Annotated in this window: 22 protein-coding genes; 10 read left to right on the top strand and 12 right to left on the bottom strand. The window is 62.4% G+C overall.

Annotated features, from left to right (window positions below; genetic code table 11):
• Positions 1 to 16 precede the first annotated feature (16 nt).
• On the bottom strand, positions 17 to 1090 hold the full coding sequence (locus EP28_RS07905) for an MBL fold metallo-hydrolase (protein ID WP_049983449.1): 1074 nt from the start codon (positions 1088 to 1090) through the stop codon (positions 17 to 19).
• A gap of 231 nt (positions 1091 to 1321) precedes the next feature.
• On the opposite strand from EP28_RS07905, the gene EP28_RS07900 reads away from it, so the two are divergent.
• A complete protein-coding gene (locus EP28_RS07900; RefSeq protein ID WP_049983448.1) occupies positions 1322 to 1720 on the top strand; it encodes a DUF5778 family protein in 399 nt (132 codons plus the stop codon).
• A 25-nt stretch (positions 1721 to 1745) separates the two neighbouring features.
• Positions 1746 to 2372, top strand: a complete 627-nt coding sequence (locus EP28_RS07895; RefSeq protein ID WP_049983447.1) for a CocE/NonD family hydrolase — start codon at positions 1746 to 1748, stop codon at positions 2370 to 2372.
• A gap of 114 nt (positions 2373 to 2486) precedes the next feature.
• Here EP28_RS07895 and EP28_RS07890 read toward each other — a convergent pair whose 3' ends face one another.
• The 7 genes from EP28_RS07890 to EP28_RS07860 all read right to left on the bottom strand — a co-directional run bounded on the left by EP28_RS07890 (position 2487) and on the right by EP28_RS07860 (position 9651).
• Positions 2487 to 3731 (bottom strand): glycosyltransferase family 2 protein, encoded by a 1245-nt coding sequence (locus EP28_RS07890; RefSeq protein ID WP_049983445.1) that lies wholly within the window; start codon positions 3729 to 3731, stop codon positions 2487 to 2489.
• Between the two features lie 424 nt (positions 3732 to 4155).
• Positions 4156 to 4485 (bottom strand): transcription factor S, encoded by a 330-nt coding sequence (locus EP28_RS07885; protein ID WP_049983444.1) that lies wholly within the window; start codon positions 4483 to 4485, stop codon positions 4156 to 4158.
• A 435-nt stretch (positions 4486 to 4920) separates the two neighbouring features.
• The gene (locus EP28_RS07880) at positions 4921 to 6024 is read right to left on the bottom strand and encodes a putative sulfate/molybdate transporter (protein WP_049983443.1); all 1104 of its coding nucleotides are present in this window, start codon (positions 6022 to 6024) and stop codon (positions 4921 to 4923) included.
• Between the two features lie 119 nt (positions 6025 to 6143).
• Positions 6144 to 6716 carry a DUF8135 domain-containing protein gene (locus tag EP28_RS07875; protein ID WP_049983442.1) on the bottom strand — a complete coding sequence of 191 codons (573 nt, stop codon included), beginning with the start codon at positions 6714 to 6716 and terminating at the stop codon, positions 6144 to 6146.
• Positions 6713 to 7633 carry a hypothetical protein gene (locus tag EP28_RS07870; protein WP_049983441.1) on the bottom strand — a complete coding sequence of 307 codons (921 nt, stop codon included), beginning with the start codon at positions 7631 to 7633 and terminating at the stop codon, positions 6713 to 6715. Before EP28_RS07870 ends, EP28_RS07875 begins: the two co-directional genes overlap by 4 nt.
• Before the next feature lie 85 nt (positions 7634 to 7718).
• Positions 7719 to 8555, bottom strand: a complete 837-nt coding sequence (locus EP28_RS07865; protein WP_049983440.1) for an RAD55 family ATPase — start codon at positions 8553 to 8555, stop codon at positions 7719 to 7721.
• A gap of 25 nt (positions 8556 to 8580) precedes the next feature.
• Positions 8581 to 9651: a beta-ribofuranosylaminobenzene 5'-phosphate synthase family protein gene (locus EP28_RS07860; protein ID WP_049983439.1), complete on the bottom strand. Its 1071-nt coding sequence runs from the start codon at positions 9649 to 9651 to the stop codon at positions 8581 to 8583.
• A 266-nt stretch (positions 9652 to 9917) separates the two neighbouring features.
• Here EP28_RS07860 and EP28_RS14565 point away from each other — a divergent pair, with 266 nt between their 5' ends.
• The gene (locus EP28_RS14565) at positions 9918 to 11495 is read left to right on the top strand and encodes a GAF domain-containing sensor histidine kinase (protein WP_049983438.1); all 1578 of its coding nucleotides are present in this window, start codon (positions 9918 to 9920) and stop codon (positions 11493 to 11495) included.
• A gap of 343 nt (positions 11496 to 11838) precedes the next feature.
• On the opposite strand, the gene EP28_RS07850 is transcribed toward EP28_RS14565, so the two are convergent.
• The 3 genes from EP28_RS07850 to EP28_RS07840 all read right to left on the bottom strand — a co-directional run bounded on the left by EP28_RS07850 (position 11839) and on the right by EP28_RS07840 (position 15693).
• Positions 11839 to 12450, bottom strand: a complete 612-nt coding sequence (locus EP28_RS07850) for a class I SAM-dependent methyltransferase (protein ID WP_049983437.1) — start codon at positions 12448 to 12450, stop codon at positions 11839 to 11841.
• 326 nt (positions 12451 to 12776) lie between these two features.
• On the bottom strand, positions 12777 to 14186 hold the full coding sequence (locus tag EP28_RS07845; protein WP_049983436.1) for an ATP-binding protein: 1410 nt from the start codon (positions 14184 to 14186) through the stop codon (positions 12777 to 12779).
• A gap of 10 nt (positions 14187 to 14196) precedes the next feature.
• On the bottom strand, positions 14197 to 15693 hold the full coding sequence (locus EP28_RS07840) for an ATPase domain-containing protein (protein WP_049983435.1): 1497 nt from the start codon (positions 15691 to 15693) through the stop codon (positions 14197 to 14199).
• Positions 15694 to 16148: 455 nt separating this feature from the next.
• Here EP28_RS07840 and EP28_RS07835 point away from each other — a divergent pair, with 455 nt between their 5' ends.
• The 6 genes from EP28_RS07835 (at position 16149) to EP28_RS07810 (ending at position 25094) form a co-directional block, all read left to right on the top strand.
• A complete protein-coding gene (locus EP28_RS07835; protein WP_049983433.1) occupies positions 16149 to 18323 on the top strand; it encodes a methyl-accepting chemotaxis protein in 2175 nt (724 codons plus the stop codon).
• A gap of 186 nt (positions 18324 to 18509) precedes the next feature.
• Positions 18510 to 20297, top strand: coding sequence for a PAS domain S-box protein (locus tag EP28_RS07830; protein WP_049983431.1), 1788 nt, complete (start codon positions 18510 to 18512; stop codon positions 20295 to 20297).
• 316 nt (positions 20298 to 20613) lie between these two features.
• The gene (locus tag EP28_RS07825; RefSeq protein ID WP_196219619.1) at positions 20614 to 21600 is read left to right on the top strand and encodes a sensor histidine kinase; all 987 of its coding nucleotides are present in this window, start codon (positions 20614 to 20616) and stop codon (positions 21598 to 21600) included.
• 764 nt (positions 21601 to 22364) lie between these two features.
• Entirely contained in the window at positions 22365 to 23213 is an 849-nt protein-coding gene (rhcF, locus tag EP28_RS07820; RefSeq protein WP_049983429.1) for a 2,4-diketo-3-deoxy-L-rhamnonate hydrolase, read from the top strand.
• 20 nt (positions 23214 to 23233) lie between these two features.
• Positions 23234 to 24022: an SDR family NAD(P)-dependent oxidoreductase gene (locus tag EP28_RS07815; RefSeq protein WP_049983428.1), complete on the top strand. Its 789-nt coding sequence runs from the start codon at positions 23234 to 23236 to the stop codon at positions 24020 to 24022.
• Between the two features lie 46 nt (positions 24023 to 24068).
• Complete coding sequence (locus EP28_RS07810; RefSeq protein ID WP_049983426.1) at positions 24069 to 25094, top strand: aldo/keto reductase; 1026 nt, start codon at positions 24069 to 24071, stop codon at positions 25092 to 25094.
• 27 nt (positions 25095 to 25121) lie between these two features.
• Here the strand turns inward: EP28_RS07810 and EP28_RS07805 are convergent, their stop codons facing one another.
• The gene (locus tag EP28_RS07805; protein WP_049983424.1) at positions 25122 to 25466 is read right to left on the bottom strand and encodes an L-rhamnose mutarotase; all 345 of its coding nucleotides are present in this window, start codon (positions 25464 to 25466) and stop codon (positions 25122 to 25124) included.
• Positions 25467 to 25549: 83 nt separating this feature from the next.
• On the opposite strand from EP28_RS07805, the gene EP28_RS07800 reads away from it, so the two are divergent.
• The gene (locus tag EP28_RS07800; RefSeq protein WP_049983423.1) at positions 25550 to 26515 is read left to right on the top strand and encodes a mannonate dehydratase; all 966 of its coding nucleotides are present in this window, start codon (positions 25550 to 25552) and stop codon (positions 26513 to 26515) included.
• Positions 26516 to 26518 lie beyond the last annotated feature (3 nt).

Raw genomic sequence — 26518 nt, 5'->3', positions numbered from 1 at the left:
TGTGGGTCGCGGCCGATCACTCGTCACCGGTGCCGGTGAGGCCCCGTTCGATGTCGGCCGTCGGGAACAGCGAGCCGACGTCGACGTCCGGGTCGACGAGCCGGTAGCGGCGTCCGTCGCGCGCTGTGACGCCGGCGGCGGCGAGGTGATCGAGGTGTGCGAACGCCTCACCCGGTCCGTGGAGGATGTGGATCTCGCTCAGCGCGCCGAACAGCTCCGCGGACACCTCCCACGGCGTCGCCGGGCCGACGTCTGCGAGGACGTCCACCACCCGCCGCGTCCGCGTTCGGTGGTGTTCGAGGATGGTCGCCGCGCGCATCGCGGGCTCGTCGATCCGGTCGCGGTGGCCCGGATACGCGACCGCGAAGTCGCGCTCGATCACCCGGACGAGGCTCCGGACGTACGCGGCCAGCGGTTCGTCCACCCGGACGTCCGCCCCGCCGACGTTCGGCGTGTACGTCGGGAGGACGGCGTCCCCAGAGAACAGCCCCTCGTGCCGGGTTTCGATCGACGCCGTTTCGATCGGATCCGTCTCGTTTGCCTCCGTCTCGTTTGTCTCTGACAGGTCGAACGCGAACCCCGCGAGCCCTGCCGTGTGACCCGGGAGGTGGACGGCTTCGAGCGTCACGCCTCCGACCCTGAGTTCGTCACCGTCCGCCAGTGTCGTCACGTCGGCGGGCGGTCCCGAGATGTCCGCACTGACAGACGCGAAGAAGCTCGTCAGCTCCTCGCGGGCGTCGTCCGGCAGCCCCCACGCCTCGAACGTCTCTCGTTGCAGGTCGGCGTCCGCCATCAGGTGCGGCACGCTCCCGTCGACGAGTGGTGCGTCGGCCGCGTGGACGAACACGTCGGCCCCGCTCTCGTCTTGGATCTCGCCCGCCAGCCCGGCGTGATCGGGGTGCCAGTGGGTCACCACCACCTCGTCGACGTCGCCGAACGCGACCCCGTGATCGGCGAGTCCCGACCGCAACTCGTCGCGAACGTCGGGAAGCGCGACCCCCGTGTCGACGAGCGCGGTCGTCGACCCGTCGAGCAGATAGACGTTGTTCGCGCCCTCGAAGACCGTGTTTCCCAGCTGGATGCGGTTCACGGGTACACATCGACGGCGGTCTGTTTCAGCATTTCCACCGCGGACCGCGGCCGGCGGACGGCTCCGAGTCGCGGTCGCGCCACGGATTTCGGTAACACACGCGAGCGAGTGGTGTTCACGTCGGATGGCTGCTGGTCCGCCTTGAGACGAGGTGCCGCACCTCCGCGCGGAGTTCGAATCGCCCGCCGCGCGAACCGTCATTCGTTTATAAATGGAGGCGAACGAGTAGGTATGAGTGAGACCGTCGACGCCGACCTCTACGCGCGGACGAAGGCCCTGCTCGAACCCGGCGATATCGAACTCGTCGGCTGTATCGTCCACACGGACCTCGGCGGCGAGGAGGACTTGGAGATGCACGAGCTGACGGTCGCGGCCAACGACGTCATCGCCGAGCACGCTGAGAAGGGCGAGACGTACATCGAGGCCGGAAACGACGACACCGACTTCTCGTCGAACCAGTTTCAGGGGCGCACCCTCGACGACGAGGCGTTCGTCTGGGAGTGCCAGCAGCTGCTCCGCGACGGCACCTTCGACCTCGTGTTCTACTACGAGGCGGGCGTCGACCAGGCGGCGCTCACGGACGAGCTGGCCGCACTGGACGGCGTCGATCGCGTGACGCAGGTCCCCTGAGAGCGGAGGCCGTCCCAGCACATCCGTGACCGACACCGTTCTCATCCCCGGCGGCCGTGACGTGCGCGCCAGCCTCGATACCGCTGCGAGCGACGGGAGCCGGTCGGACCGCATCGTCGTCGCGTGTCCGCCGCACCCGCAGCAGCGCGGTCACCGCGGCGGCGAGCGACTGGTCGCCGTGAGCGACGCCCTGACCGATCGGGGGATCGACTGCCTCCGGTTCGATTACGGCGACTGGGACGAGGGGTACGGCGAGAGCACGGACGCGGACGAGGCGGTCGCGTGGGCGGTCGAGCGCTACGACCCCGTCGGGCTGTTCGGGTTCTCGTTCGGTGGAACTGTCGCGCTCGTTGCGGCCGCCTCGCGCCCCGGACTGGCCGGCGTCTGCGCGCTCGCACCGACCGCGCGGCTGAATCCCGACGTCGACGCCGTGAGCGCGCTCGCGGAGGTCGACCGGCTCGGCGTGCCCGCGCGAATCTGTTATGCGACCCGAGACTCGACGGCCGACTGGAAGCCCGTCGTCGAGCGCGCGGAGGAACTGGGGATAGAGACGGTCGCGTTCGAGTCCGACCACTTCTTTGTGGGGCGCGCCGGGGAGGTCGGCGAGGCCGTAGCGGGGTTTTTTGAACCGCGGCTGCGCGATGGGCGATAGACGGTTTTCGGTCGGCTGGTGGGATGCTCGACGGACGGGCCGGGCTCTCCGGACGTCCTCCGTGACTCGACGTGGAGGGTGGCTCGACGCCGATAGAGCCGTTCCTCCTCCGGTTCAGTCACTTCCAACTTTCGTTGTGACTCGGAATGTCTCCGGCGGGCTGACGATTCCGGCGACCGTCCCCATAGAGTGGATAACGGTGATCAGCGGGGCCAGCGGGACCGCGATCGCCCACTGGTGGTGCTTGTCGCCGTAGTAGCCGACGCCCAAGAGGAACCAGCCGATCGTACACAGCGCCAGCCCCATCGACGCCGCGAAGAACAGCCCGCTGTACGCGATCGTCACACTCAACAGCGACAGCGGGACGACGAGCAGGGTGACGATCGGCGAGAGCGCCCACGCGTAGTTGCGCACCCTCGTCAACAGCTCGTACCGGAGCGGCAGCATCGCCGACGCCTGAAGGTTTCCGGCCGCCCAGCGGCGGCGCTGCTGAATGATCTCGTACAGCGAGGGAGGAGCCTCGTTCCGGCAGACCGCGTCCGACAGCGCGAACGTCACGTCGAGTTCCCGGAAGGCTGCCCAGACGAACGCGGTGTCCTCGACCAACGTTTCGCGGTCCCACGTCGTCGCGTCTTCCACCTCGGTGCGGACAGCGATGCCGCCGCCCCACGCGAACAGCGGGATCGAGAGACGCGCGAACGCACGCTGTTCGATCTGAACGCCCATCCGGTACATGTCGGCCAGATAGCTGAGGTTGGACCCCGTGAGTCGGGGCTTCTCGCGGAGTTGAACGACGTCCGCGTCCGGCAGCCCGTCGAACGACTCGACGATGCTGTCTTCGTCGAGATAGAGGATGAACTCCGTCTGACAGTCCAGCGCCTGCCGGGCCCACTCCTGCGCGCGACCCTTGCGGACCGCGCGACAGGTGAATTCCTCCGGGACGGCGTGGACCGTTGCCCCGGTCACGTCAATGTCCGACTCCGCGATCACGTGGACGTCGTCGAGCCCATCGGGCAGGGAATCGACGGTGTCCTGAACGACCTCGGCGGCGTCGACGGTCATGATACGAACCTGTATCTCGTCGAGGCCGTACTCGTTCGGCGGGGGCTCGTAGCCCGCGCCCACGATCCCCGTGAGCACGAACCAGACGAGCGCGGTCGCCCCGAAGAGGAGCGTCACGCCCCAGAGCACGATTCCGAACAGCGACCCGAGTCCGCCGTCGGCGACGGCGGTGGTGGTCGCCGCTTGGGCGGGAGCGCTGCCCGGTCCGGAGACAACGGTCGGTGCGAAAAGCGTCGCGAGACCGCCGACGACGAGTGCCAGCGTGACCGCGACCAGTGCGATGCGTTCGGTGTTCATCGTGGCTCCCCTCCCGCGCCGAGCCATATGAACCGCCGAAACGCTGTACCGGGATTAGGCCGCGTTTCGATCGGATTTACGACGGTAATCCGGACTAACTCGAATAAATCGATAGACTGCAAAGCCATGGTGTGTGTTTGTGTGTGTCAAGGCATCGGGCCGCTCGATCAAGGAGTAAACCACCGATCAGGCGGGGCGACCACGTCGCGCGCGTCGGGGGTCCGAGCCGCTCCGCCGCCAGCCGTCTGCCGCGGGGAGGCGAGCGCCCCCGTACGCAGGTGCGCCAGCGGCGCGACGATGGATCCGCCCCATAGGATCCACACTATCGAGCGCGGGGAACTGCCGGACGTGGACCTGCCAGTCGCCGGTGAGGTGATCGGGCGGGTGGACGAAGCCTCCACCCCGTGACCACTCCCCGTCGCGGTCAGTTGTAGCCGCGCCAGCGCCGCCCGCACTCCTTGCATTTAAAGAATCGCGTCGGCGGTTCGTCGGCCGCGCCCGTCTGTTTGATCGTGTACCACGCTTCGCCGTGGCCGCACTCCTCGCAGACGACGTCGGTCGCGGTGGGCTTCCCCTCGAAGTTCGCGCCCTCTTCCGTCTCGATCACCTCGTCGCCGGTCTGTTCGGCGGTGGATTCGAACTGCGCGGCGAGTTCCTCGTCGCGTTCGGTGGTCGCACCGCAATCGTCGTTTTGACACACCATCTCGCCATCGACCGAGACCATCATCGAGCCGCAGTCGTCACAGAACTGCATATGTAAATTACGTAGGTCGGCGAGCGGTTTAGCTTCCCTGACTGCGCGCCGGACGCAGCTCGATATCTGGTGAGCGCCGATGCAGCCGGAAGTACCGGGTCACACCGGTCGGTTGTTCCTCCGTCGAGTACCGACCAGCCGCTGACGCGAAGCACGCTGCCAACGCCCCAGCCGCGAGGCGACTCCGTTGAGTCCCACCTCGCCTCGCGACCGCCCTGCGACCGCTCCGCGACCGCCCTGCGACCGCTCCGCGACCGCCCTGCGACCGCTCCGCGACCGCCCTACGACCGTCCCACACCACACACCTCCCCAGCCTCGCCGCTCGCGCCGTTATTAGGCGCTCGCGGCGTCCCTCGCGGGCTCCTCGTGGCCGCCGCCGCCGGCGACCACTCGGAGGCGCGCCACCGGAGCCTGTCCCCTCGCACGCCTCATCTCTCACGCAGCGCGCTCCGTCTCGACGCGCTCCCACGCGAGGTGCATGACGACCCCGAGCAGGAACGCCACGCCGAGGTTCGTCGCCAGCGCGACGACGCCGATCCCAACCGAGAGCGCCAGGTTTCCGGAGTCGGTGACGTTGCGCGCGAGCGAGACGGCGACGATCGCGAGCAGCGCGCCGAGCATCGCCACGGGGAACGCGGCGAGAAGCGCGGGGGTCGCAAAGAGGGCGGCGACGAGGTAGCCGGCCCCGAGAACGACGTTCGCGCCTCCTGTTCGCGCGCCGAACGCGTGCTTGCCGGCCACGCCGTCACAGCCGTGACACATCGGTATCCCCCCCATCGGCACCGCGAGCAGGTTCGTCACGCCCATGCTCGTCGATAGCTCGTCCGCCGTCACGTCGGCGTCGAACAGGTCGGCGAACAGCAGGGAGGTCGCCAGCGCGGCGTTGCCGATCGTCATCGCGAGCTGCGCGAACACCCCGTCGATCGTGCTCCGAGTGACGGCCGCACCGAGGGCGGGCAGCGGCGGCGCACCCGGGAGCCGCGGCGTCGGGACCCCAGCGGCGGCGAGCGCGACGGCGACACCGGCGACCGCCACCGAAAGCGCGCTCGCCTTTCGGTGTCCCGCGAGCGCCGCGGCGGCCGCGATCGCCACGCCGCTGAGCGCGAGGACGGGGTCGCCGAGCGCGAGGTCGACGCCCGTCTGGAGGAGGATCAGTCCGACCGCGAACTGCACGCCGCGGATCACGGGCTCGCCGATCCAGCGCTCGACGCGCGCGAGCGTCCCCGTGAGTCCGATCGCGAGCAAGAGGACGCCGAGCGCGAGACCGGCGAGCGCCAGCTCCGCGTACGTCAACGCCCCGGCGATCGCGAGCGCCGCGAGCGCCTTCATCGGCTCGACGGAAACGGGCAGCCCGTACCGCACTCCCCAGACGACCTGAAAGACGCCGAACGCGACGAGCACATGCGGCAGCGACACGTCAGTCAGGAGCGCGAGGGCGACGACGAGCGGTACAACAGTAATCGAATCACCTATCGCACCGGTCACCGACTGCCTGTCGAATCGGATCTCGTGATGTCGCTGCGTGACCGGTTCGAACACGGACAAGGGCTGTTCGGAGCCGAACGCGCTTGAGTGTGTTCAGAAACCGAAGGCGATCTCACCGCTGGCGTGTGTAACTGATAACCGTTACGTGTTGCGAGCCGACTCGGCCGCCCGAATTACGTGTCTCGCGCCGACTCTGCCGCCCGATCCGCCTTAGAGACCACCGGACAGTTGCGAACGCGGAACTCGTCGACGTCGACGACTTCGACGATCTCCGTCCCCTCGTGCGTACAGGCGGCCTCGGGCGGCGCGGTGAAGTGTGGACACTGTTGGCAGTACGTACGCTTATCGACGGTGCGGTCGGCGTGTCCCGCGTCGGGTGCGTCGCCTCGACTCGGCGCGGCCGCGACCGGATCGACCTCGGACGTCGGAGCACCGATCGCGTCGCCATCCTCGTCGAGTGACTCCCAGACGTCCTCGTCGTCGAGGTCACCGACCTCCATCTGTTCGAACGCGTCGTCGAGGTCCCTGCGGTCGCCGGTGTCGCCCGCATCCTCCGAGGCCGGACCGAGTTCGTCGAACGGATCCGTCGCCTCGTCATCGGGGGAGCCTATCGCCTCGTCATCGAAGGCGTCCGTCGCCCCGCCGGATCCCAACGCCGGGCCGGGGCCGTCCCGATCGGGCTCGTCGAACTCGATCTCGTCATCACTGGCGTCGTCTGCGTCGGGCGTCTCGTCGTCGTCGATCACGGCTCCGCTCCGCCTCCGTCCGTTCTCCCCGCGTCGTCTCCAGTCCCCGCTGGGGTGTCGGCTCCGTCCGCGTCCACGTCGCCGTCGAGCGCCGGCGGATCGGCGACGACGAGCCGAGAGCTTCTGAAAAACCACGTTCGCGGGTCGACGTCGACGAACGCTCGGCCGCAGTGCGGACACTCGGGAGTCGTCAAAAGCCCCAGCCTGACCGTCTCGCCGCAGTCGCTACACGCCGCGGTCTCGATGCCGTGGCGGTTCGCGACGGTCGTCAACGCGTCGAGCCGCTGGCGGTCGTCTCGCTCGTCTTCGAGCGTCTCCAGCCGTCGGCGAACGCGGAGGATCGCGCTCGCGACGCGAGAGAGTTTGTCCTCGACCGCGTCGACGTCGAGGTCGCCGACCTCCGCTTCCACCTCCGCGAGGCGGCCCTCCACTTCGATCAGATCGGTTTGGGTCGCATCGAGGTCGGCTCGGTGGCGGCCGACCTCCGCCGTCACGTCATCGAGATCGCCTTCGATCGAATCGAGATCGTCTTCGACCGAATCGAGGCGGTCGATCGTCTCCTCGTGGACGTGGTCCGCCGGGGCCTTCGATTCGAGGTCGCGATACAGCTCCACGAACCGCTCTCTGAGGTCGGCCACCTTCTCGTCGACGTCGGCGTCGAGCTCGTCGATCCGAGAGCGTATCGACGCCACCTCGTCCGCGTCCGGGACCGCTATCCCCTCGGATTCCGCGAGTCCGACAATGGCGCGTTTCAACGCCTCCTCGCGGTCGACGTCGACCTCGTCGGCCGCGGCCGTGATCGCGCGGCCCCGTTCTGGGTCCGACCAGCCGCCAACGTCCGACTCGTCGCCGACGCCGGATCCGTCGCTGACGTCAGACTCGTCGCCGACGCCGTCGGTCGGATCGAGGTCGCTCATCGCGAATCCCCCGTCATCTACGGCTCGTAGTGGTGGGAGACTTAAGTAACCTGCCGCGCCGTTCTCGGAATCGAGACTCGCCGCGTCATCTGATCTTCCGCACGTCGCTGATATCGAAGCCGCCGTCGTGTATCTCCGTCTCGAACCGGACGATGTTCTCCGCTTCCAGCCGCGAGAGCACCCCGCGGAACTCCCGGACGAACATCGTTCTGGCGCGTTTCGAGCCGCCGCTCTCCCACGCGAACTGGAACGTGCCGCCGGCGGCGTCGGTCAGCGCGCCGAACTCGCGGTCGGTTATCGAGTCGGTGTTCACCAACACGAGGATGAGCCCGCCCCATTCGTAGGCCGCCTTCTTCAGCCCTTTCAGCACCGTCGCGATGTCGCTCCACTCGGTGTCGCCGGAGACCATCGAGACGAGGTCGGTCACGGAGTCGATACAGACGAGGCTCCCTTCCGCGTTCGCGGACAGGTAGTCGCCGAACGCCGTGAGGACGTCCTCGTACTCCCCGCGATCCCCCAAATCCGTGATCGACGCCGTCTCGTCTTCGTACCAGTCCCGCGGGATCGGGCTGAGCTGGAAGTACTCCGCAGAAAGGTCCCGAAACGCGATCTCGCCGATCGCGGCGTCGACTATCTCGTCGACCATCGTGTACCCCATCTCCCGCGTGATCGGCCCCCTGCCGGCGGTAAACGAGAGGTAGTGCACCGCCTCGGGGAGCCTCGCCCCCTCGGGGAGGTCGCCGTAGTACAGATCGAACAGCTCCTCGTCGGCGCGCGCGAGCGAGTTCATCGCCGCGCTCGTGTAGAGGAACTCCCGCGCTCCGGCTCCCGACTCGCCGGCGAGAAGCACGACGCTCCCCGGCGGTGCCCCCCCGTCGAGGATCGAGTCGAGGCGAGCGACGCCGAACGGCAGGCTCGTCATGTCACTCATGGAGTCGCCGCTCCGCTTAGTGTTGTTGCTCGTCTATCGTCGCGTCGCCGCAGGTCATCCGTCGCGACCCGCGCGTCACTCGCGCCCCCCGCGTCGCCGCGCGGACGACAGACACCGTCCCCTCGACGCCCGCCTCGTCGAGGGCCCGCTCGCCCGCGTCGGCGGCCGCCGCGGCGTGGGCCGCGTCCGTGACGCCGTAGACGGTCGGTCCCCACGAGGACTGCCCGGCACCGAACACGCTCGCGGCCCCCGACAGCGACGCCACCACGTCGCCGACCGGCGGGCGGTAGACGCCGCCCTGTTCGTCGGCGTACCACGCACCGTTGAGCCGACCGATCTCCGCGACCGCGGCACCGAACCGCTCGGCGTTCCCGGTCGCGACGGTGGGGAGCACGCGCCGCGTGACGATCCCCCCGATCCGGTCGGCCAGCCCCGGCTCGGCCCGCTCGACCGCCGCGCGCATCGCGTCGTCCTCGCCGTCACCGCTCCGCCCGGGATCGGCGTCCGGCCGCACGAGCAGGAAGCGCCAGTCGTCCGGCACGGCGTGTCGGGCGGCGACCGGCGGTACCGTCCACTCGCCGTCGTCCGGCCGGTCGGTCGTGAACCGCGCGGTCGGGTGACCGGCGTCGAGGACGAATCCCCCGTCTTCGAACGTCGCGACGCCGACGCCGGAGCGCCCACCCCGTCCGAAAAGTGGGGCGCGCTCGCGGACGCGAGCCGGCTCGCCGTGTGCGGCCGCGACCGCCGCGAGCGTCGCCGCGGCGAGCTGCGTGCCGCTCCCGAGCCCGGCGTGCCGCGGGAGCGACTCGCGGAGGACGACCCGCGCGCCGTCGACGCCGAGACAGTCGACCGCCGTCGTCGCGTGCGCGCGAAGGTCGGCCGCGGTGTCGGATGCGGCGTCGTCCGCGGTGTCCGGCACCCCGGTCTCGTCTGCGACCGCGACGCTCACGTCCGCTCTCGGCTCGGCGTCGACGACGACGCGCGGTTCGCGGAGACCCAGTCCGAGCGCGCCGTACAGGCGCCCGTGTGAGAGACTGAGGTTACAGAAACCGAAGTGGATTCGGGCTCCGGCGCTCGCGCGTGCCATGGATGACGGATACTTCGCGCCCGAGCGCTAAATGGTGCATGGCTTTGGCGGGCGTTGCCGGACCGGTCACGGAACCGCACCGGACTGGACGGTGAGTCGTTCGCGAGGGAAGTCTGCGTCTCGTGAGCCACTTAGAGTTCTATGCGTTCCGATGACATGGCGTTCACGCGGCGGGTAGATTCGAAGATCTGCTTTTGCCGGTGCGCGCGGAGCGAAAAGTATTATTCAGCCTAACGAGATATTTATGTTATCTGGGTACTCCCGAGATGGTTCAAAAGAGCACTACGAAGCTGTTGAACGCCGCTTTTATCAGCGGAGTCGGCGCTTCCTTTCTGTATTCCACTAGCTGGCACGCCCTGTCTGGAGAACCCGTCCAAGCGCTCCTTTTTGGCTCCGTCATTCCCGGACTGATAGCGCTATGCATTATCGCAACCGGTGTGGTTGTGTATCGGTACGATTTCCCTATTCAGGATGGGTGGCGTATTATTGGATGGATGGCGATCTTCATCCCGGTTGGTGTCGGCATTGCGACGTCGCTCGGAATCTACGTGCAAGCGCATGGCAGCATGCTCGTCCATTTCAATCATATCATAATAAATACCATAATCGGATCCGTGGGCCTCGGAATTCTAGTCGGAATGTACGACGTCGGGCGAAAACAGCAGGAACGCCGATTGAACGTCGAGACACGAATCCTTGATACGGTGCGTGAGATTCACCGAGGAATCGTTACCGCAGAAACGCAATCCAGTCTCGAACAACACGTCTGTGAAACACTGGCGGAGTCGGAGCCGTACCTCTTTGCATGGATTGGCAATCTGAATGCCTCAACGGGCGAAGTTGTCCCGCGGGTCGCCGCTGGGATCGGTGACGAGTACCTTGACTCGATTACGATCAACGTGGATGATGAAGCCACAGCGCATGGACCCACTGCCAAGGCCATTCGGACAGGCGAACCGCACGGTACCCAAAACATCCGCGAGGACCCCGAATACGAACCGTGGCGGGACGAGGCTATCGAGTACGGCTTTCAGTCCAGTCTCGCCGTTCCGATCGTTTATCAAGATACGACCTACGGCGTGTTGAATATTTACGCGAACCGGCTGAATGCGTTTAACGATCGAGAACAGGATACGCTCGCTGAACTCGGAGAAACGTTCGGCCATGCGATCCATACCATCCATGAGGAACAGGCTCGAATCCGGGAGAACGAACGACTCGATCGATTCGCCAGCATCGTCTCACACGACCTCAAGAATCCGCTTAATGTGGCGACTGGACGCCTCTCCATCGCCATGGAAGACTGTGACAACGACTCGCTGGTGACGGTGCAATCCTCGCTGGGCCGAATGGAGGAGATCATCGATGACGCGTTAACATTAGCCCGGAGCGGTGGAGCAATCGATCAGGTCAAACCCATCGAAATGGCATCGGTGGCGACCGCGTGCTGGCAAACGGTTCCGACGGCATCGGCGTCGCTTCAAATCGAGACAGAGCTAACGATCTACGCCGACGAGAGCCAACTGCAACAACTGCTTGAGAATCTATTTGAAAACGCGGTCAAACACGGGGGAGAAGACGTAACAATTCGAGTTGGGGCGCTTCCCGACCGAGACGGATTCTACGTTGCGGACGATGGTACCGGAGTCCCCGATGATGAGCGCGACCGCATATTCGAACCGGAACACACCACGAAACACGGCAGTACTGGCCTTGGGTTGCTTATCGTCAAAGAGATAGCTGATGCACACGGATGGACCGTCTCTGTGGCGGAAAGCAAGACGGGCGGTGCACGATTCGAGATAGCCGGTGTTGACGTTGGCGAGTCAGCAACCCGCCCCTAAGCAGTCGGTGCCGAAGCACTGGTGAGAGTCAATTGCGTTCCGTTCCTCGTCGTTGCGAAGGGCCGATCAAGCCGGTTTTTTCGGTACTTCGGCACCTACTGTTGACATCCTCTCCGGGCTGAAGCGCGCGGCGGTCTCCTCGATTCTCCGTAAGCCGTGGGTTTCCGCCTTGAATTGCTATGAAACAGTGTGGCCCGGTCGTCGTCCCGGTCGTGCTCCGGTTCGAGGGTCGGTCCGTCCTCGACCGCTACTCGCCGACAACCGCGCCGGCGTCGCTGTCTCGCCCGTGACTCACGTCCTAGCCGGTCGTCCGATGTCGACAGAAAGCGTTCGCCGGTCTCCCTCAGCTTTGTCGCCACCGCGTTTCGGGGTACGACTGAGCGTCGCCGTGGCTGTTGCGACCGACGAGTTCGACGGTCGCTGAGAGTTTTCCGTCCCGCTTTTCACTCGATTCTTCATAATAGAGGACAGTCAGGTCGAGGCACGCCCGGAGGAGTTCGTTCGCACCAAACCGGTACCGATCAGCACTCGGACCGACTCCTGCAGGAGGCGCTGAACGAAGGTGATGCTGGTAGAAGAACAGGCCGTCGGGGCGGAGTGCCCGCTTGATATCACTCAGCCGGTCGAGCACTCGGAAAAAACTGATCGTCACGACGTCGTAATGAGCCTCCGGATACTCGAACTGCGTTGCGTCTGCTTGGATCAGATTCACTCGATCGTCGACGCCACGCTCTTCGGCGTTCGATTCAGTGATACGGAGTCCCTCAATAGACTGGTCGAGTGCATCGACTTCGTAGCCCCGTTCGGCGAGAAAGACCGCGTTACGGCCCGTCCCACAGGCGACATCGAGCGCCCGTCCGTCGGCTGTCTCGTCAACGTACTCCCGTACGACTGGTGAGGGGTCCGGATGGGACGGGTACTCTCCAGTTCGAAAGCGTTCGTTCCACGAAACCATAGGTCTACGATGGCGGCCTCTCCTCTTGGAACTGTCTCTCCGTCTCTCTGCTCGTTTGCCATTCTCTCCGCCCTGAAGGTGGGAGGGGACGTCAATATGTTCCGTCCCGAATGATGTCGGAGTGTCGCTGACAGCCGAGCACAACTGTGAGGATAGCTTTTGATCAGTCTACCGTCATCGAGGGATACACAGCACAAATCGGGACGACAGCTGCGGAGCGCTACGCAGAGGTGAACGTTTTCGACAAGACCCACCCCGGTTTTGAGTCGGTCGAGGTGCCCGGGGAGTGAGATGGTGAACCGCTTGGGGTCACGTCTCGAGGCGGTTCATCCTCGATTAAGTTCGACATCGCTGATCTCGAATCGCGCTCCGTCTTGGGTCTCCGCTGAAATAGTTATCTCCCACCCGTGCCCGTCTACAATCTGTCGCACTATCGAGAGGCCAAATCCGGTGCCTTCCGGATCATCGGTATACCCCGCTTCGAATACCTCGTCCCGTATCTCGGCGGAGATCCCTGGTCCATCGTCTTGAACGTAAAATCCCGCGCTGTCGTCGAGAAGCCCCACGGTGACAGTGACGTCCGCTCCACCGTGGTCAATGGCATTTCGGAAGAGGTTCTCGAAGAGTTCTAACAGCCGCCCTTCGTCCGCCAGTATCTCGACGGAGGAGTCCACCTCACAGTTGAGGGTGGCACTCGGCGTCTCTACGTGCTTCCACGCTTGGGTGACGACCTCGGCGATTGTGACTGAATCCGGGTCAAGTACCAATTGTCCCTGCTCCGCGAGTGAGAGGAGTTCGTCGATCATCTGTTCCATTCGCGCGTGTGCCTGCTCGACCGCCTCGAAATGCTCCGCATTGCCTGATTTCCGTGCTAATTCGAAACGCCCACGCGCGACGCTGAGAGGGTTACGCAGGTCGTGTGCAATCGTACTCGCGAACTCCTGAAGCCGCTCGTTCTGTCTTGTGAGTTCCTGTTCGCGTTCGGCCCGCGCCGTGATGTCTCTGAAAATCCCGATCCGCTCGGCGGCATCACCCAACCCAGCGATGGCGTCCGTATTCACTTCCATAACCATGGAATTCTCGTCATCGTGTCCCCACTGAACTGTCGTCGTCGAGCCCTCGTCATCGATCTTCAGCAGAACGCGTTCTAACGACTCGGACGGGGTGAACTCGAAGTCGGTTATCGGCCGGCCCTCCAGGTTTTCGATATCGATCCCAAACGCCTCCGCGAAAGCGTTGTTCGCCTCGGTGACGGTGCCATCCGGTTCCACGACAACAACGGGGTCCGGCGTGGACTGAAAGAGCGATTTGAATCGACGATCGCTCTGTTCTTTCTGTCGTGTGAGTTCGAGCGACAGTTGCCGTCGCTGCAGCAAGTTCTGGATCCGCGAGTTCAATTCTCTTTTGCTGACGGGACGCTGGATAACTTCATCGACAACCTCCCAGACTTCAGTGCCAAACTCGTCTGGAGATGCCTCTCCAGTCAGTAAGAGGAACGGCAAAAACGTCGGAGTTGTGTCCGTTTTTATATTGCGTAGTTCATCCCTGAATTTCCCCAGTGACCGGGTATCGAGCAGACACAGATCGAATTGCGGGTCTTCAAACTGGGTCTCGGTGGGTGTCAGAACACTGTACTTTTGTTCGAGTTGCTCGGTCAGCAGTTCTCGGTTCCGGTCGCTCTCGACCAGCAGAAGAAGGGTCGTCTGTTGGGTCTCGTCGGTGCTTGTAGCGCACATTATTGATCAGTCACCGTTCCGGCCGATCGGCGTCGTCAGCCCATTCTGGCGTCCCGCTCAGGATTCCGCGGAGTTGCGTGAGTGGTTCGCCGACCGTAATCCCGTGTTCGGTGATCGCGAACTCGCGGAGCGTTCGCTCGAAGTCACTGGTCCGCATTTTCAACACGCCGATGACTTTCCGCATTTCTCCACGCAGTTCGAGATGGCGGAGAAAGACGATGTTATCAGCGAGATAGCTGATCCCGACATCGGTGGCCTGAAACTCTCCCGTGATGTCTGAAACCTCCTCGATCAACACGACGGTCACGCCCATGTTCTTCAGATATCGATTGAGTGCGTGGAGGTTCGACAGGAGTTCGTCCTCGTTCCCTCGGAGGGCGAGTTTGTACCCCGCGATCCCATCGATCATCACGATCTCCGTTTCTTTCTCTTCGACTTCCCGCCGGACCATGTTCGCAAACTCCTGTGGCGAGGTGGTTAGTGATTCAATTTCCTCAACGTTCAACGTCCCTCGTTCGCGCATTTTCTCGACGGGAATGTTGACTGCCTCCGACCGGCGCATGAACGTCGTCTCTGATTCCTCGAAGAGATACATCACCGACCGTTCGCCGCGTCCTGCGGCTTCTTTCATGAACTGGGTCCCGGTCGTCGTCTTCCCCACACCGGTCGGGCCGGAAATGACTGTGACTGTCCCGCGGTCGAGTCCCCCGTTGAGGAGTTCATCCATCTCCGGGACTCCCGATGAGATCGGCTCGTCGACGAATGCCCGGTTGTGCTCACCCGGAGTGAGTTGCGGATAGATCTGCAGTCCCTCATCGGTGATATTGAGCGCGTGATCGCCGTCCATCGTGGCCGAGCCGCGGAACTTCGGGACGCGAAGCGTGCGGCCCGTCGATGCGTAGCCGAGTTCGATCGTCCCGTCGCTCATGAACTGCAGATCGTCATCTGGGGAATCGTCCGTCGCCTGCGTGGTGAACATAACTGTCGCCCCTTCCTCGCTGAGCAACCGCATGAACGACAGGGCCTGCTTCCGGAACTGATACTCATCCGTCGAGAGGTATCGAATCTGGGTGATCGGATCGACGAACACTCGGTCGGGAGTGAGTTCAGTCACTCGCTCAGAGATCTTCTCTACGATGGGATCGCGCTCGACCTCACTCGACTCGAAGATATCGTAACTTTGATCACCTGCAAAAAAGTCCGACTTTGGGCTCAAATCGAGGAAGTGGATGTCGCCAAGGTCGAATCCCAACTGCGCCGCATTCTGCTTGATGTCTTCGGTAGCTTCTTCGAGGTTGATGAATAATGCCGTCTCTCCGTCGGCGGTCCCGTTCGTCAAATAGTGTAGTCCGAGGATCGTCTTTCCTGTCCCGGGCTCGCCGCGAACCAGATAGCTCCGTTCGGGAACGAGTCCGCCGTGGAGAATCTCGTCAACTCCAGCGACACCTGTCGAGATGCGATTCGGTGCTTCGTCCGTCTTCGTTGTAGATGCGTTTGTATCTGTCATGACGGTGCTGATCGCTTTCCGTAGTTGTTCGGCCGGGGGTTGATAGTGATTGCCCCGTCAGCATGGACAGTCACGGGAAAATCAGCGTGTCAGACGGTGACTCTCCCCACTTTTCGTTGGCGTTCCGAGTCCGCTGTCGGTTGAATCGCTGATCGACTTCGCCTGGATCGACATGTTCGAGACGTGAGGGTCGCTCACCGCGCTGTCTTTGATCGCTGCAACCGCCGCAGGACCTGTCGTTGCGAGCGATCCGCTGCCCCGAGTAACTGTTCGATACGATTCACTTGCCGAGTTGTCCCAAACGGCGGGACGTTCTGTCTGTCTTCGTCACGGAGAGAATACCGTCGGTTTCCACGGGCAGAGTCCACCCATCGAGACCCTGTTGTTTGGTATGTGGTATCATGTGTGATAACTTGGTGTCAGTTTTTATCCGTGTCTGTTCGCAGATATTGGGTATGCTTGACAAGGCGCGCTTACGGAGTATCGATCTCCGACCGAAAATCATACTCGCCTTCGTCATTGTCGCTGTTTTAGTCGCCGTTACCGGGGCCATCGGCTACACCTCGGTCGCCGCCGTTGACGAGGAAGCACACATCATCGCGGAAGATGGACAGAAAATGGACGCGAGCGCGGAGATGATTGTTGCCATCGAACAGCAGCATGGGGCGATACAGGCCGCCCAACTTGGTGACGAAAACGCACACCAACAGTTCGAAGAAGCTCGTCAACAGTTCAACGAAGAGGCACAACATCTCCAAGAAGCGGAGTTGAGCCCACAACAGGAAGAGCGGTTCTCAACGCTCATGTCTCAACATGAGGAGTACAATACGCTCGGAAGCGAGTTCTTTGAAGCACGCCAAGAGGGGGACACCGAACTAGCGACCCAGACGGCCGGCGAAATGGCGTCATTGAGAACCCAGATGGAGGGACAGGCACACGCAATCGAGGAATCGGCACAAGCTAACCTGGAATCCCAAGTAGCGATTGCTGATAGCACGACTCAAACGGCACAGATGAGGGTAATCGGACTCACGATCGGTGCGTTTGTCGTCGCGCTCGTGATCGGATTGTTCGTCGCAAAGCGGATCACCTCACCCGTCTCTCAACTCACCGAGGCCACCGTCGCCGCCAGTAACGGCGAGTTCAACACCGATATCGACGACCACCCCGAAAACGACGAGCTCGGTCGGATGATCGATGCGTTCCAGGAGATGCAGGCGAACCTCAACGCGGTGTTCGACGAAGTCGATACGTTCAGTGCAGATCTGGCAACCGGCGACGACGGACTTCGAACCCGTGAGCGGAAGACGGACTTCCCGGGGCTGTACGGCGAGATCATGGCCAATTTGGATCACGGTGCGAATCAAGTTGTCTCCGGATTCGAAGAGATACGGATGGCCAGCGAGAACCTCCAAAACGGGCAGCTCAATCAGGATATCGACACGGACATGCCCGGCTACTACGGGCAAATACTGGTCTCACTCGATGCCGGAATCAGCCAACTCAACGAGAGTCTCGTCGCCGTCCAGCGAACCACCGACGAGGTCGCAGCGGCCAGCGAGGAGACGGCAACAACCGCGGCCAAACTTGACGACGCGAGTGACGAGGTCGCGACGTCCGTCGATGAACTTCAGCAGGCGAGCGAGGACGTCGCACGATCGGTTCAAGAAATCAGCGCCGGAGCCACCGAACAGAGTGACGACCTCCAACGTGTGGCCAACGAGATGAGCGATCTGTCGGCGGCCGTCGAGGAGGTCGCCTCCTCGGCTGAAGAGGTGAGTATGACCGCACAGAACGCCGTCGAACGCGGTCTCGAAGGGCAAGCGGCGGCCTCCGAGGCTACTGACGAGATCGCCGCGATCGAATCACAGGCGACTGAAGCTGCGGCGCAGGTCAAAGCGCTCGATGACAAAATCACCGAAATAAACGAGATCGTCGACCTCATCACGGACATCGCCGAGCAGACGAACCTACTTGCGCTGAACGCCTCGATTGAGGCGGCCCGCGCCGGTGAAGCTGGCGAAGGATTCGCCGTCGTCGCAGACGAAATCAAAACACTTGCCGAGGAGGTGGACGAGGCAACGACCGAAATCGAAACCCAAATCCAAGACATCCAATCGACGACGAGCGAGACGGTTGCGGGGATGGAAGAGATGACGGAACGCGTCGATCGCGGTGCGGAAACGATCGAGGACGCGATCGAGATGTTCGACGAGATCGCACAGGCAGTCGACGAAGCCGAGTCGGGCGTCCAGGAGATCAGCAGTGCGACCGACGATCAGGCCGCTTCGACCGAGGAGGTCGTATCGACAGTCGAAGAAGTAGCGAGCGTGAGCGATCAAACCGCGAGCGAGGCGAGTACGGTTTCGGCGGCTACGGAAGAGCAAACATCGTCCCTGTCGGAGGTGGCAGAAACGGCCGAACATCTATCGGCCCTCTCGGACGCGTCAACCGCGGAGCAGCTCTCGACGGCGTCGGAGACGCTCCGCAAGCAGGTTGCAAAGTTCGAACTCGATACTACGACAACAGTTGACACGGCAACAGCCGGCACACCAAGTGCGACACAGGCGGTCAGCGCGACAGACGGAGGTGAGGATCGAGAACCGACACAGCCTGACGATCAGTCCTAGATACTAACATCGAACTGACAATTACGGCACGCACCAACGAAGTACGTCCTTGGTTTGACAGGCTGATCGAACGATTCGTTGGTCGCACCGAGACTGTACTATAATCGCGTCTTTGCCGTTAGCTCGTCCAATTCGAGGGTTCAGCCCTTCACCATCCTTATCTGTGTGCTCTGCCTTTACATAGATATGTCTACTCCGGATACTGATACCGATATCCTCTTTCGTCGCGTTCAGGATATCGCTGACATCGGTATCTGGGAGTACGATCTACAGACGGCGTCTCTCAGCTGGTCCGTTGGTATCCACCAGATACACGACGTGGAGGAGGCGTACGAGCCGACTTGGGAGGAGGCACTCGAGTTCTACCACCCGGACGACCGCGACGAGATCAAAGACGTTGTGAATCGAGCGGTTGAACAGGGGGAACCGTACGATCGTGAACTGCGTATCGTTCGCCCTGACGGTACCGTTCGGGACGTCCGTGCTCTGGGGGAAGTGAACACCGACGAACACGGAGACACCACGCTCGTTCGGGGCGTGTTGCATGACATCACTGAACGCAAACAGCGGGAGCGAGAACTCCGGCAATTCAGTGAGGCCGTTGAGCAGGCCGCTCACGCCATCTACATTACTGACACCGACGGGACAATCGAATATGTCAATCCAGCATTTGAGGTGATTACGGGGTACACTGCCGAAGAGACGATCGGTGACACTCCTGCTATTCTCAGTTCGGGAACGTACGACGAGACGTTCTATGCTACCCTTTGGGAGACTATTCTTGCAGGAGAGAATTGGAAACACGAAATGGTCGATGAACGGAAGGACGGCCAGCGGATCATTCTTGACCAGACGATTGCACCGATCCAGACTGCGGATGGGGATATAGAGGGTTTCGTTGCGATCAACCGAGATATCACCGAGCGGAAAGCGCGCGAAGAGCAGCTCCAGATCTATGAGTACGCCTGTAATTCAGCCCTCAGTGGGATTGCAATTGCCAGTCTGGACGGCGAATTACAGTCGGTGAATCCTGCATTCTGTGAGATGTGGGGGTACGATGATCACGAAACCGTCCGTGGGAGATCAGTCACCGAGTTCTGGAGTGATCCGGAGGCCGCCGCAGACGTCGTCACCACGATTCGAGAAACCGGGAGCTGGAAAGGAGAACTCCATGCCGTCCGCCAAGACGAAACGACGTTTACCGCGTACTGTTCGGCCAGCTACGTGGAAAATGATGCCGGCGAACCGATCGCCATGATGTCCTCGTTCGTCGATGTTACCGATCAGAAGAGACACGAGCAGAAATTGCGACAGGCCAATGAGGAACTCGAGATGTTGAATCGCGTTGTTCGTCACGACATTCGCAACGACATGGCAGTGATTCTCGGCTGGGCCGAATTCCTCGAAGAGCACGTCGACGATACCGGCTCGGATCACCTCACAAAGATTCTCACGAGTGGTAAACACATTGTCGAACTTACAGAAATCGCTCGTGATTATGTGGAGACGATTACGAGCGAAGAAACGGTTGAAATCAAGCCCACACCAGTACGGTCAGTTCTGGACACTGAGATCACTCTCCGACAAGAGTCCTATCCGGATGCAGACATCCACACCGTCGGATCGATTCCGTGTGTCGAAGTGCAGGCCAACGAGATGCTGTCATCGGTGTTTCGAAACCTGTTGAATAACGCTGTCCAGCACAACGACAAAGACCGGCCCGTTGTCGAGGTACTGGCTGAAGAACACGCCGACAACGTGGAAATTGCCATTAGAGACAACGGTCCGGGCATCCCAGAGAGTCGGCAAGAGACAATTTTCGGGAAAGGAGAGCAAAGTATCGAGAGTAGTGGGACCGGGGTCGGACTGTATCTCGTTCAGATGATCGTTGAACAATATGGCGGCGATATCGCGGTACGGAATGCCGATACAGAAGGAGCAGTGTTCACTCTGCGACTTCCCAAAGCGACTTGAGTCGTTGTCCTCGACGAATCAGCACGCGACATCGCCCACTGGGTATAAAAACCAGACGGGACCGATATAACCGGTTGGAATTTGATATGGTGATATGGACACAGACGGATCGACTGATGGACCCGAGCAATCGCTCCGTCGGTCGAGCCTGTCGAGGACATTCGTGACGCGTCGGGGGCGCTTCGCCCAATCGCTGTTGGAGGAGTTCGTGTCCGGCTACACGTTGATTCCAGCTCCGCCGCCGGTCGTCCTGTATGGCCTGTCACTCGTATTTGGCGTGCTTGCTGCGATCCAGCTGCCAGCTCTGGGAGCCCCGTTGAGTGATATCCTGCAGACGATCGTTCCAGGGGTCACGGCGGCGTTTCTCGCGGTGTGTGGCTATTGGACGACCCTCGCGGCCCGGCCGGCAGAGAAACAGGCGGCTGGCACGCTGATGGCCGTTCTGTTAATGGCGACTGCGACGGGAACGGTCGCTATGGTGCTGTTATTAGAGGCTGACAAACTGCAGTCGACCTTCGATTGGCTGTTCGCGTTCACTGCCGCGATGAGTGCCGGGGCAATCGTGGGGGTCCCGATCGGCTTCGGGTTCGATTCGCTGGCTTTCTATCAGCAGTCACTCGAATCAGAGTACCGACAGACCAGACAGCTCAATCAACGGCTTCGCGTGCTCAATCGGGTGTTACGGCACAACGTCCGCAACGAGTTGAACGTCGCGCTCGGCGGACTGGAGTTCGTCGAGATGGACCTCACAAGCGACCAGAGTCGCGACTGGTACCGCCGATCAACAGCGGCCCTTGATCGGCTCCGAACCCACACTGAAAAGCTGATTCAGCTCGATTCGGAGAGGCTGTTCGGCTCCGAGACGACAACCGTCGACGTTGCCGTCTTCATCCGGGCGTCTCTTATTTCGGACGCCGTGCTCTCCACGCCCGACCGAGTGACGCTTGAGACGCCAGACGCCGCCCCCGTCGTAGCGCACCCACTTATCGGGTCGGCCATCATCGAAGCGCTCCATAACGCGTTGGTCCACGCCCCCGACTCCGAGCTGACAGTGCGCATCCGCGTCCGCGCGGCGGCCGACCGGGTCACCGTCGAGATCGCTGACACGGGACCGGGAATTCCCGCGATCGAACTCAAGGCGCTTGAGCGGGCCGATGAGGACTCGCTCACCCACGGGCAGGGCGTCGGCCTGTGGTTCATCAAATGGGTGGTCGATGCGTCGGATGGGACGCTGTCGTTCGAGGCGAACGAACCGACCGGAACGATCGTCCGGATGCACCTTCCGCACGCGCCATCGGCCTGAGCAAGTGGTGTAACCGGCCACGTCTCGCGACCGCGCCGTTTCCGAGTCCGATCAGAGCGGTCGCTGACTCACCGATCGATACCTACCCACCGTGTTATCGTGACAAATTCAAATACAATTATTACTTTTGATTAATTGGCTATCGACCCACGTCGTGTTTCCGTTCGCACGTAGATGCAAAAGACCGAGCGATAGCCAGCAGATGGTGAGGGTCAGATCGCGTTGCGGTCAACACGAACGCGATCCGAACCACCGACGAGCAGTGTTGGCTGTACGCCGCAGTCGTTTCGAAGACGAGCAGATACACTCCGAAATACGCTGGTTTCGCCACGTATGGCTCCGATCACATGAGAATCGTTCACTGCATCAGCCGGGAAACACGAGATCGAAAACGCTCTGTCTCTCGTCGATAACGCAGACGATGTGATCGGCGGTCGCTGCTGTGAAACCTGCAGTTACTGCATCAGAGATCCGAATTCAGAAAGCCAGCCATACATATAACAAAAATTATAAGATAAGGAAAGTATATTATTTCAAATACTCCTGATCATCTCGGTTCGTCGATTGCGGAAGCGTGGTTGCACTTTCCCGTTGTCTGGTGGAATCATGCACAACGCACTACACGAGTAGACATACATTGTGAAATACTCTCGTTTCAGCACAGCTACGAACACTCACTAACGAGTGCGGAGTTCACCGGAGCAGCGATCCATGATAGCAAGTGACCACAACAGTTACCTAGAAGCGCTCGACAGTAGCCGGTGATGCAGTTCGTCAGATACACGACCAGCGGTTCACCAGCATGGGGTATCCGCCGCGACGCGGAGATCATTCCACTGGCGGGACTCAGAGAAACGGTCACGTACCAACAGTTGACCGACGAGGGCTTCCTCCGAGTCGTGGAAGACGCCGCCGATGCGATGGCCGCACAAGCCGTCCCCGTGTCGGAAGCGAATCTCCTCGCCCCGGTTCCACGGCCGGGCAAGATCATCTGCGTGGGACTGAACTACCACGACCACGCGGAAGAGCAGGACGAGGACGTACCCGAACGCCCCCTCCTGTTCGGGAAGTCGGGAACCGCGGTCACCAATCCCGGCGATCCGATCGTCCACCCCGCCGAACTTGACGAGGTCGACTTCGAAGTCGAGCTCGGCGTGGTCATCGGCCGAACCGCAAAGGACGTCTCGACCGCAGATGCGCGCGACTACATCGCCGGCTACACCGCGATCAACGACGTGAGCGGACGGGACGCACAGTTCGACGACGGCCAGTTCTTCCGTGGGAAGAGTTACGACACCTTCGCACCGATGGGGCCGACGCTGGTCCCCGACGAACGACTCGACCCGGAGAGCCTAGACGTGGCCTGCCGCGTCAACGGCGAGACGATGCAGTCGTCGAACACCGAGGAGTTCATTTTCGGCGTCGAATCGGTCGTCTCCTACATCAGCGGAATTACGACGCTTCGCCCGGGCGATGTTATTTCGACGGGGACCCCCGGCGGAGTCGGCATCTTCCGCGACCCGCCGGAGCTGCTCGAACCGGGTGATTCGGTCGACGTCGAAATCGAAGGCATTGGGACACTGACGAATCCCGTCGTCGCCGAGCGAGACTGACGACCGAGAAACCGCACACCATGTCCAGAACGCGACACACCGATCGAACGGTCGTCGTCACCGGCGCGGCGAGTGGCATCGGACGCGGCATCGCACGACGATTCGGCGACGAGGGCGCGAACGTCGTTGTAGCCGACATCCAGCGGGAGCCGAAGCAGGGTGCCCGATACGACAGCGACGTGACCACCCCGACGGACGTCGTTATCACCGAGGAAACGCCCGGCGAGGCCACGTACGTCGAAACTGACGTCGGCGATCCCGACAGCGTCGCCGCGATGATCGAGAGTGCGGTCGATACGTACGGCGGCATCGACGTCCTCGTCAACAACGCCGGCATCCAGATCGTCGGGGATTCGCAGTCGACGACCATCGAGGAGTGGCAGCGGTCCATCGACATCGACCTGAGCGGGGCGTTCTACTGCGCCAAGTTCGCGGTCCCGCACCTCGTCGAACGCCGCGGACAGATAATCAACATCGGCTCCGTGCGAGGCTTCGAAGGCGGCGGGGGGCCACCGTACGCGGCGGCGAAAGGCGGCGTCGTCAACATGACCCGGGACTTAGCGATAGAACTGGGCGAGGACGGCGTCCGAGTCAACTGTATCAATCCCGGATACATCGAGACGCCGCTGCAGGACATCAACACCGACGAGGACGTCGCCAAGGCCGAAGAACATACGCTTTTGCCCCGGTTCGGGAAACCTGAAGATGTCGGCGACGCCGCCGTGTTCCTCGCCAGCGACGAGGCGGCGTTCATCACCGGTGTGAACCTCCCGGTCGACGGTGGCTGGCTCGCACACAGCGGGCTGTGACAGTTCGGCGAAACAGTTTTACAGCGCCGTTCGCACCGGTGATACGATGGACTATCGACAGCTCGGCAGTACGGGGACTCGCGTCTCGGAGCTCTGTCTCGGGACGTGGCGCTTCGGCAAGGAGACAAACGGCGTGGTCGAGACTGGGCGAGAGGAGGCCCACGAACTGCTGGACGCGGCCTGGGATCGCGGTGTCAACTTCATCGACACGGCGAACGTCTACGGCTCACCACACGGGACCAGCGAGGAGTACATCGGAGAGTGGCTTGCGGACCACGACCGGACGGACTTCGTCATCGCCTCGAAGGTGTACTTCCCGTTCGACGGGTGGGGTGAGCCCGGTCCGAACGATTCCGGACTGGGCCGCAAGCACATCCGCGCTCAGGTCGAAGGGACGTTGGATCGCCTCGGGACCGACTATCTGGACCTGTACTACATTCACCGTTGGGACGAGAACAGCGACATCGAGGAGACCCTGCGGACACTAAACGACCTCGTGCGCGAGGGGAAAGTCCACTACCTCGGTGCCTCCACTATGGCGGCCTGGCAACTGACCAAGGCCCTCTGGAAGTCCGATACGGAGGGCCTCGAACAGTTCGAGGTGACACAGCCGCTTCACCACGCCGGCTACTACGACGACGTGAAAGAGTACCTCGATGTCTGTGCCGACCAAGACATCGCGGTCTGTCCGTACTCACCGCTTGCGGGTGGCTTCCTCACTGGGAAGTACGAACGCGCTGATCCGGACGACCCGGAAGCGGTCGAGGCTCCCGACGGGTCTCGGGGGAGCTTCGACGACTTCTTCGACGACTACTACCTCTCCGAGCGGGGCTGGCACGTGCTCGATGAGATCCGGACTGTCGCGACGGAGGTCGACGCCACGCCCGCACAGGTATCCCTGCGCTGGCTGATGGACTGGGACGAGATCACCTGTATCCCTATCGTCGGGGCCCGTACGGTCGACCAACTCGACGAGAACGTCGCGGCGACCGATATCGACCTCTCGGACGCCCAGTGGGACCGCATCATGGATGCGCGGTACGACCCCGACGGGAACCTCTGGGGACACTGACGGGGCCGCCTCGCGACCCGCCGTGTCTCATTCGGCGTCGGGGTCGAACCGCCAGACCCGCTCCATGAACGGGATGCCGTCTTTCGGGTCGGCATCGGCGTCGACGCCCGACTGTTTGAATCGGCTGGTGTACCGCTCCCAGTCGGCGACGGCCTCGTCGCCGTCGACGGCCTCGAGATAGGCATCGAGATCTGCACATTCTAGGATACAGACCGCGATATCGTCGCGGACGTACAGTTCGAACGTTTCGACTCCCCCACGTTCCATCGCGTCAGTCACTCCCTCGGGGACGTCGTCGTGGGCTTCGACGTACGCCTCGCGCTGGTCGGGGTCGAGTCGCTGGACGTAGACGGCGCGCTCGGTATCTGCCATACGCCAATCGTCTCGGGGCGGACAAATCAGCGTTACGGCGGCGACGGCGGTGGGTATTAGTGGTCCGCACACGACCGGAACATATGGTTTCGCCCGCACTCATACTGCCACACGAACCGGACGAACGCTGGCACCTCGCCCGACAGATGGGTGTCACAGACGCCGTCATCCACCCGCTCGAGATCGGCGACGGTCGGACGCAGTGGACCTACGACGACCTGCAGGGGCTCTCGAACTGGCTGTCCGACGTCGGATTGAACTTCTCCGTCCTAGAGGGAAGCGTTCCCATCTCGGATCGCGTCCGCCTCGGCCGTGAGGGCCGGGACGAAGATATCGCGGTCTTCAAACGGTTCCTCCGGAACTGCGGGGAGGTCGGTATCCCGGTGGTCTGCTACGACTGGATGGCGGGCGTCCGTTGGGCGCGGACTGCGGCCCACGTCGAGGCCCGCGGTGGTTCCTCCGTCACCGAGTTCGATATCACCAAGACCCACGGTGGTCCCGAGACGCTCCCCGACGCCACACACGAGGACCTCTGGGAGGGGTTAGAACACTTCCTGCAGGAGGTCGTCCCCGTCGCGGAGGAGGCGGGGGTGAAACTCGGCCTCCACCCCGACGACCCGCCCCGAGCGTCGCTGCGTGACATCCCTCGTATCGTTACGAGCGTCGAGAACTACGACCGCGTGCTGGACATCTACGACAGCGAATACAACGGTATCACGTTCTGTCAGGGTAACTTCGCCGCGATGGGGGCGGACATTCCAGAGACGATAGCGCGGTTCGGCGACCGAATCAACTTCGTTCACTTCCGTGACATCGAGGGCGACGCCGACAGCTTCGTCGAGACGTGGCACGACGACGGACCGACCGACATGCTCGCCGCGATGCGAGCCTACGAACGCCACGTCGGCGACGACGTCCCGATGCGACCCGACCACGTCCCGACGATGGCCGGCGAGGACAACTCCAACCCCGGCTACCACACGAACGGGCGCCTGTTCGCCATCGGATACATGCGCGGACTGCGAGAACAGGTCCAAGCCGAGGGTTAACGC

The organism is Halorubrum sp. BV1 (assembly GCF_000746205.1).
Classification (GTDB): Archaea; Halobacteriota; Halobacteria; order Halobacteriales; family Haloferacaceae; genus Halorubrum.
The sequence above is the reverse complement of the archived record's forward strand: the minus strand, read 5'-3'. Positions and strand labels throughout refer to the sequence as shown.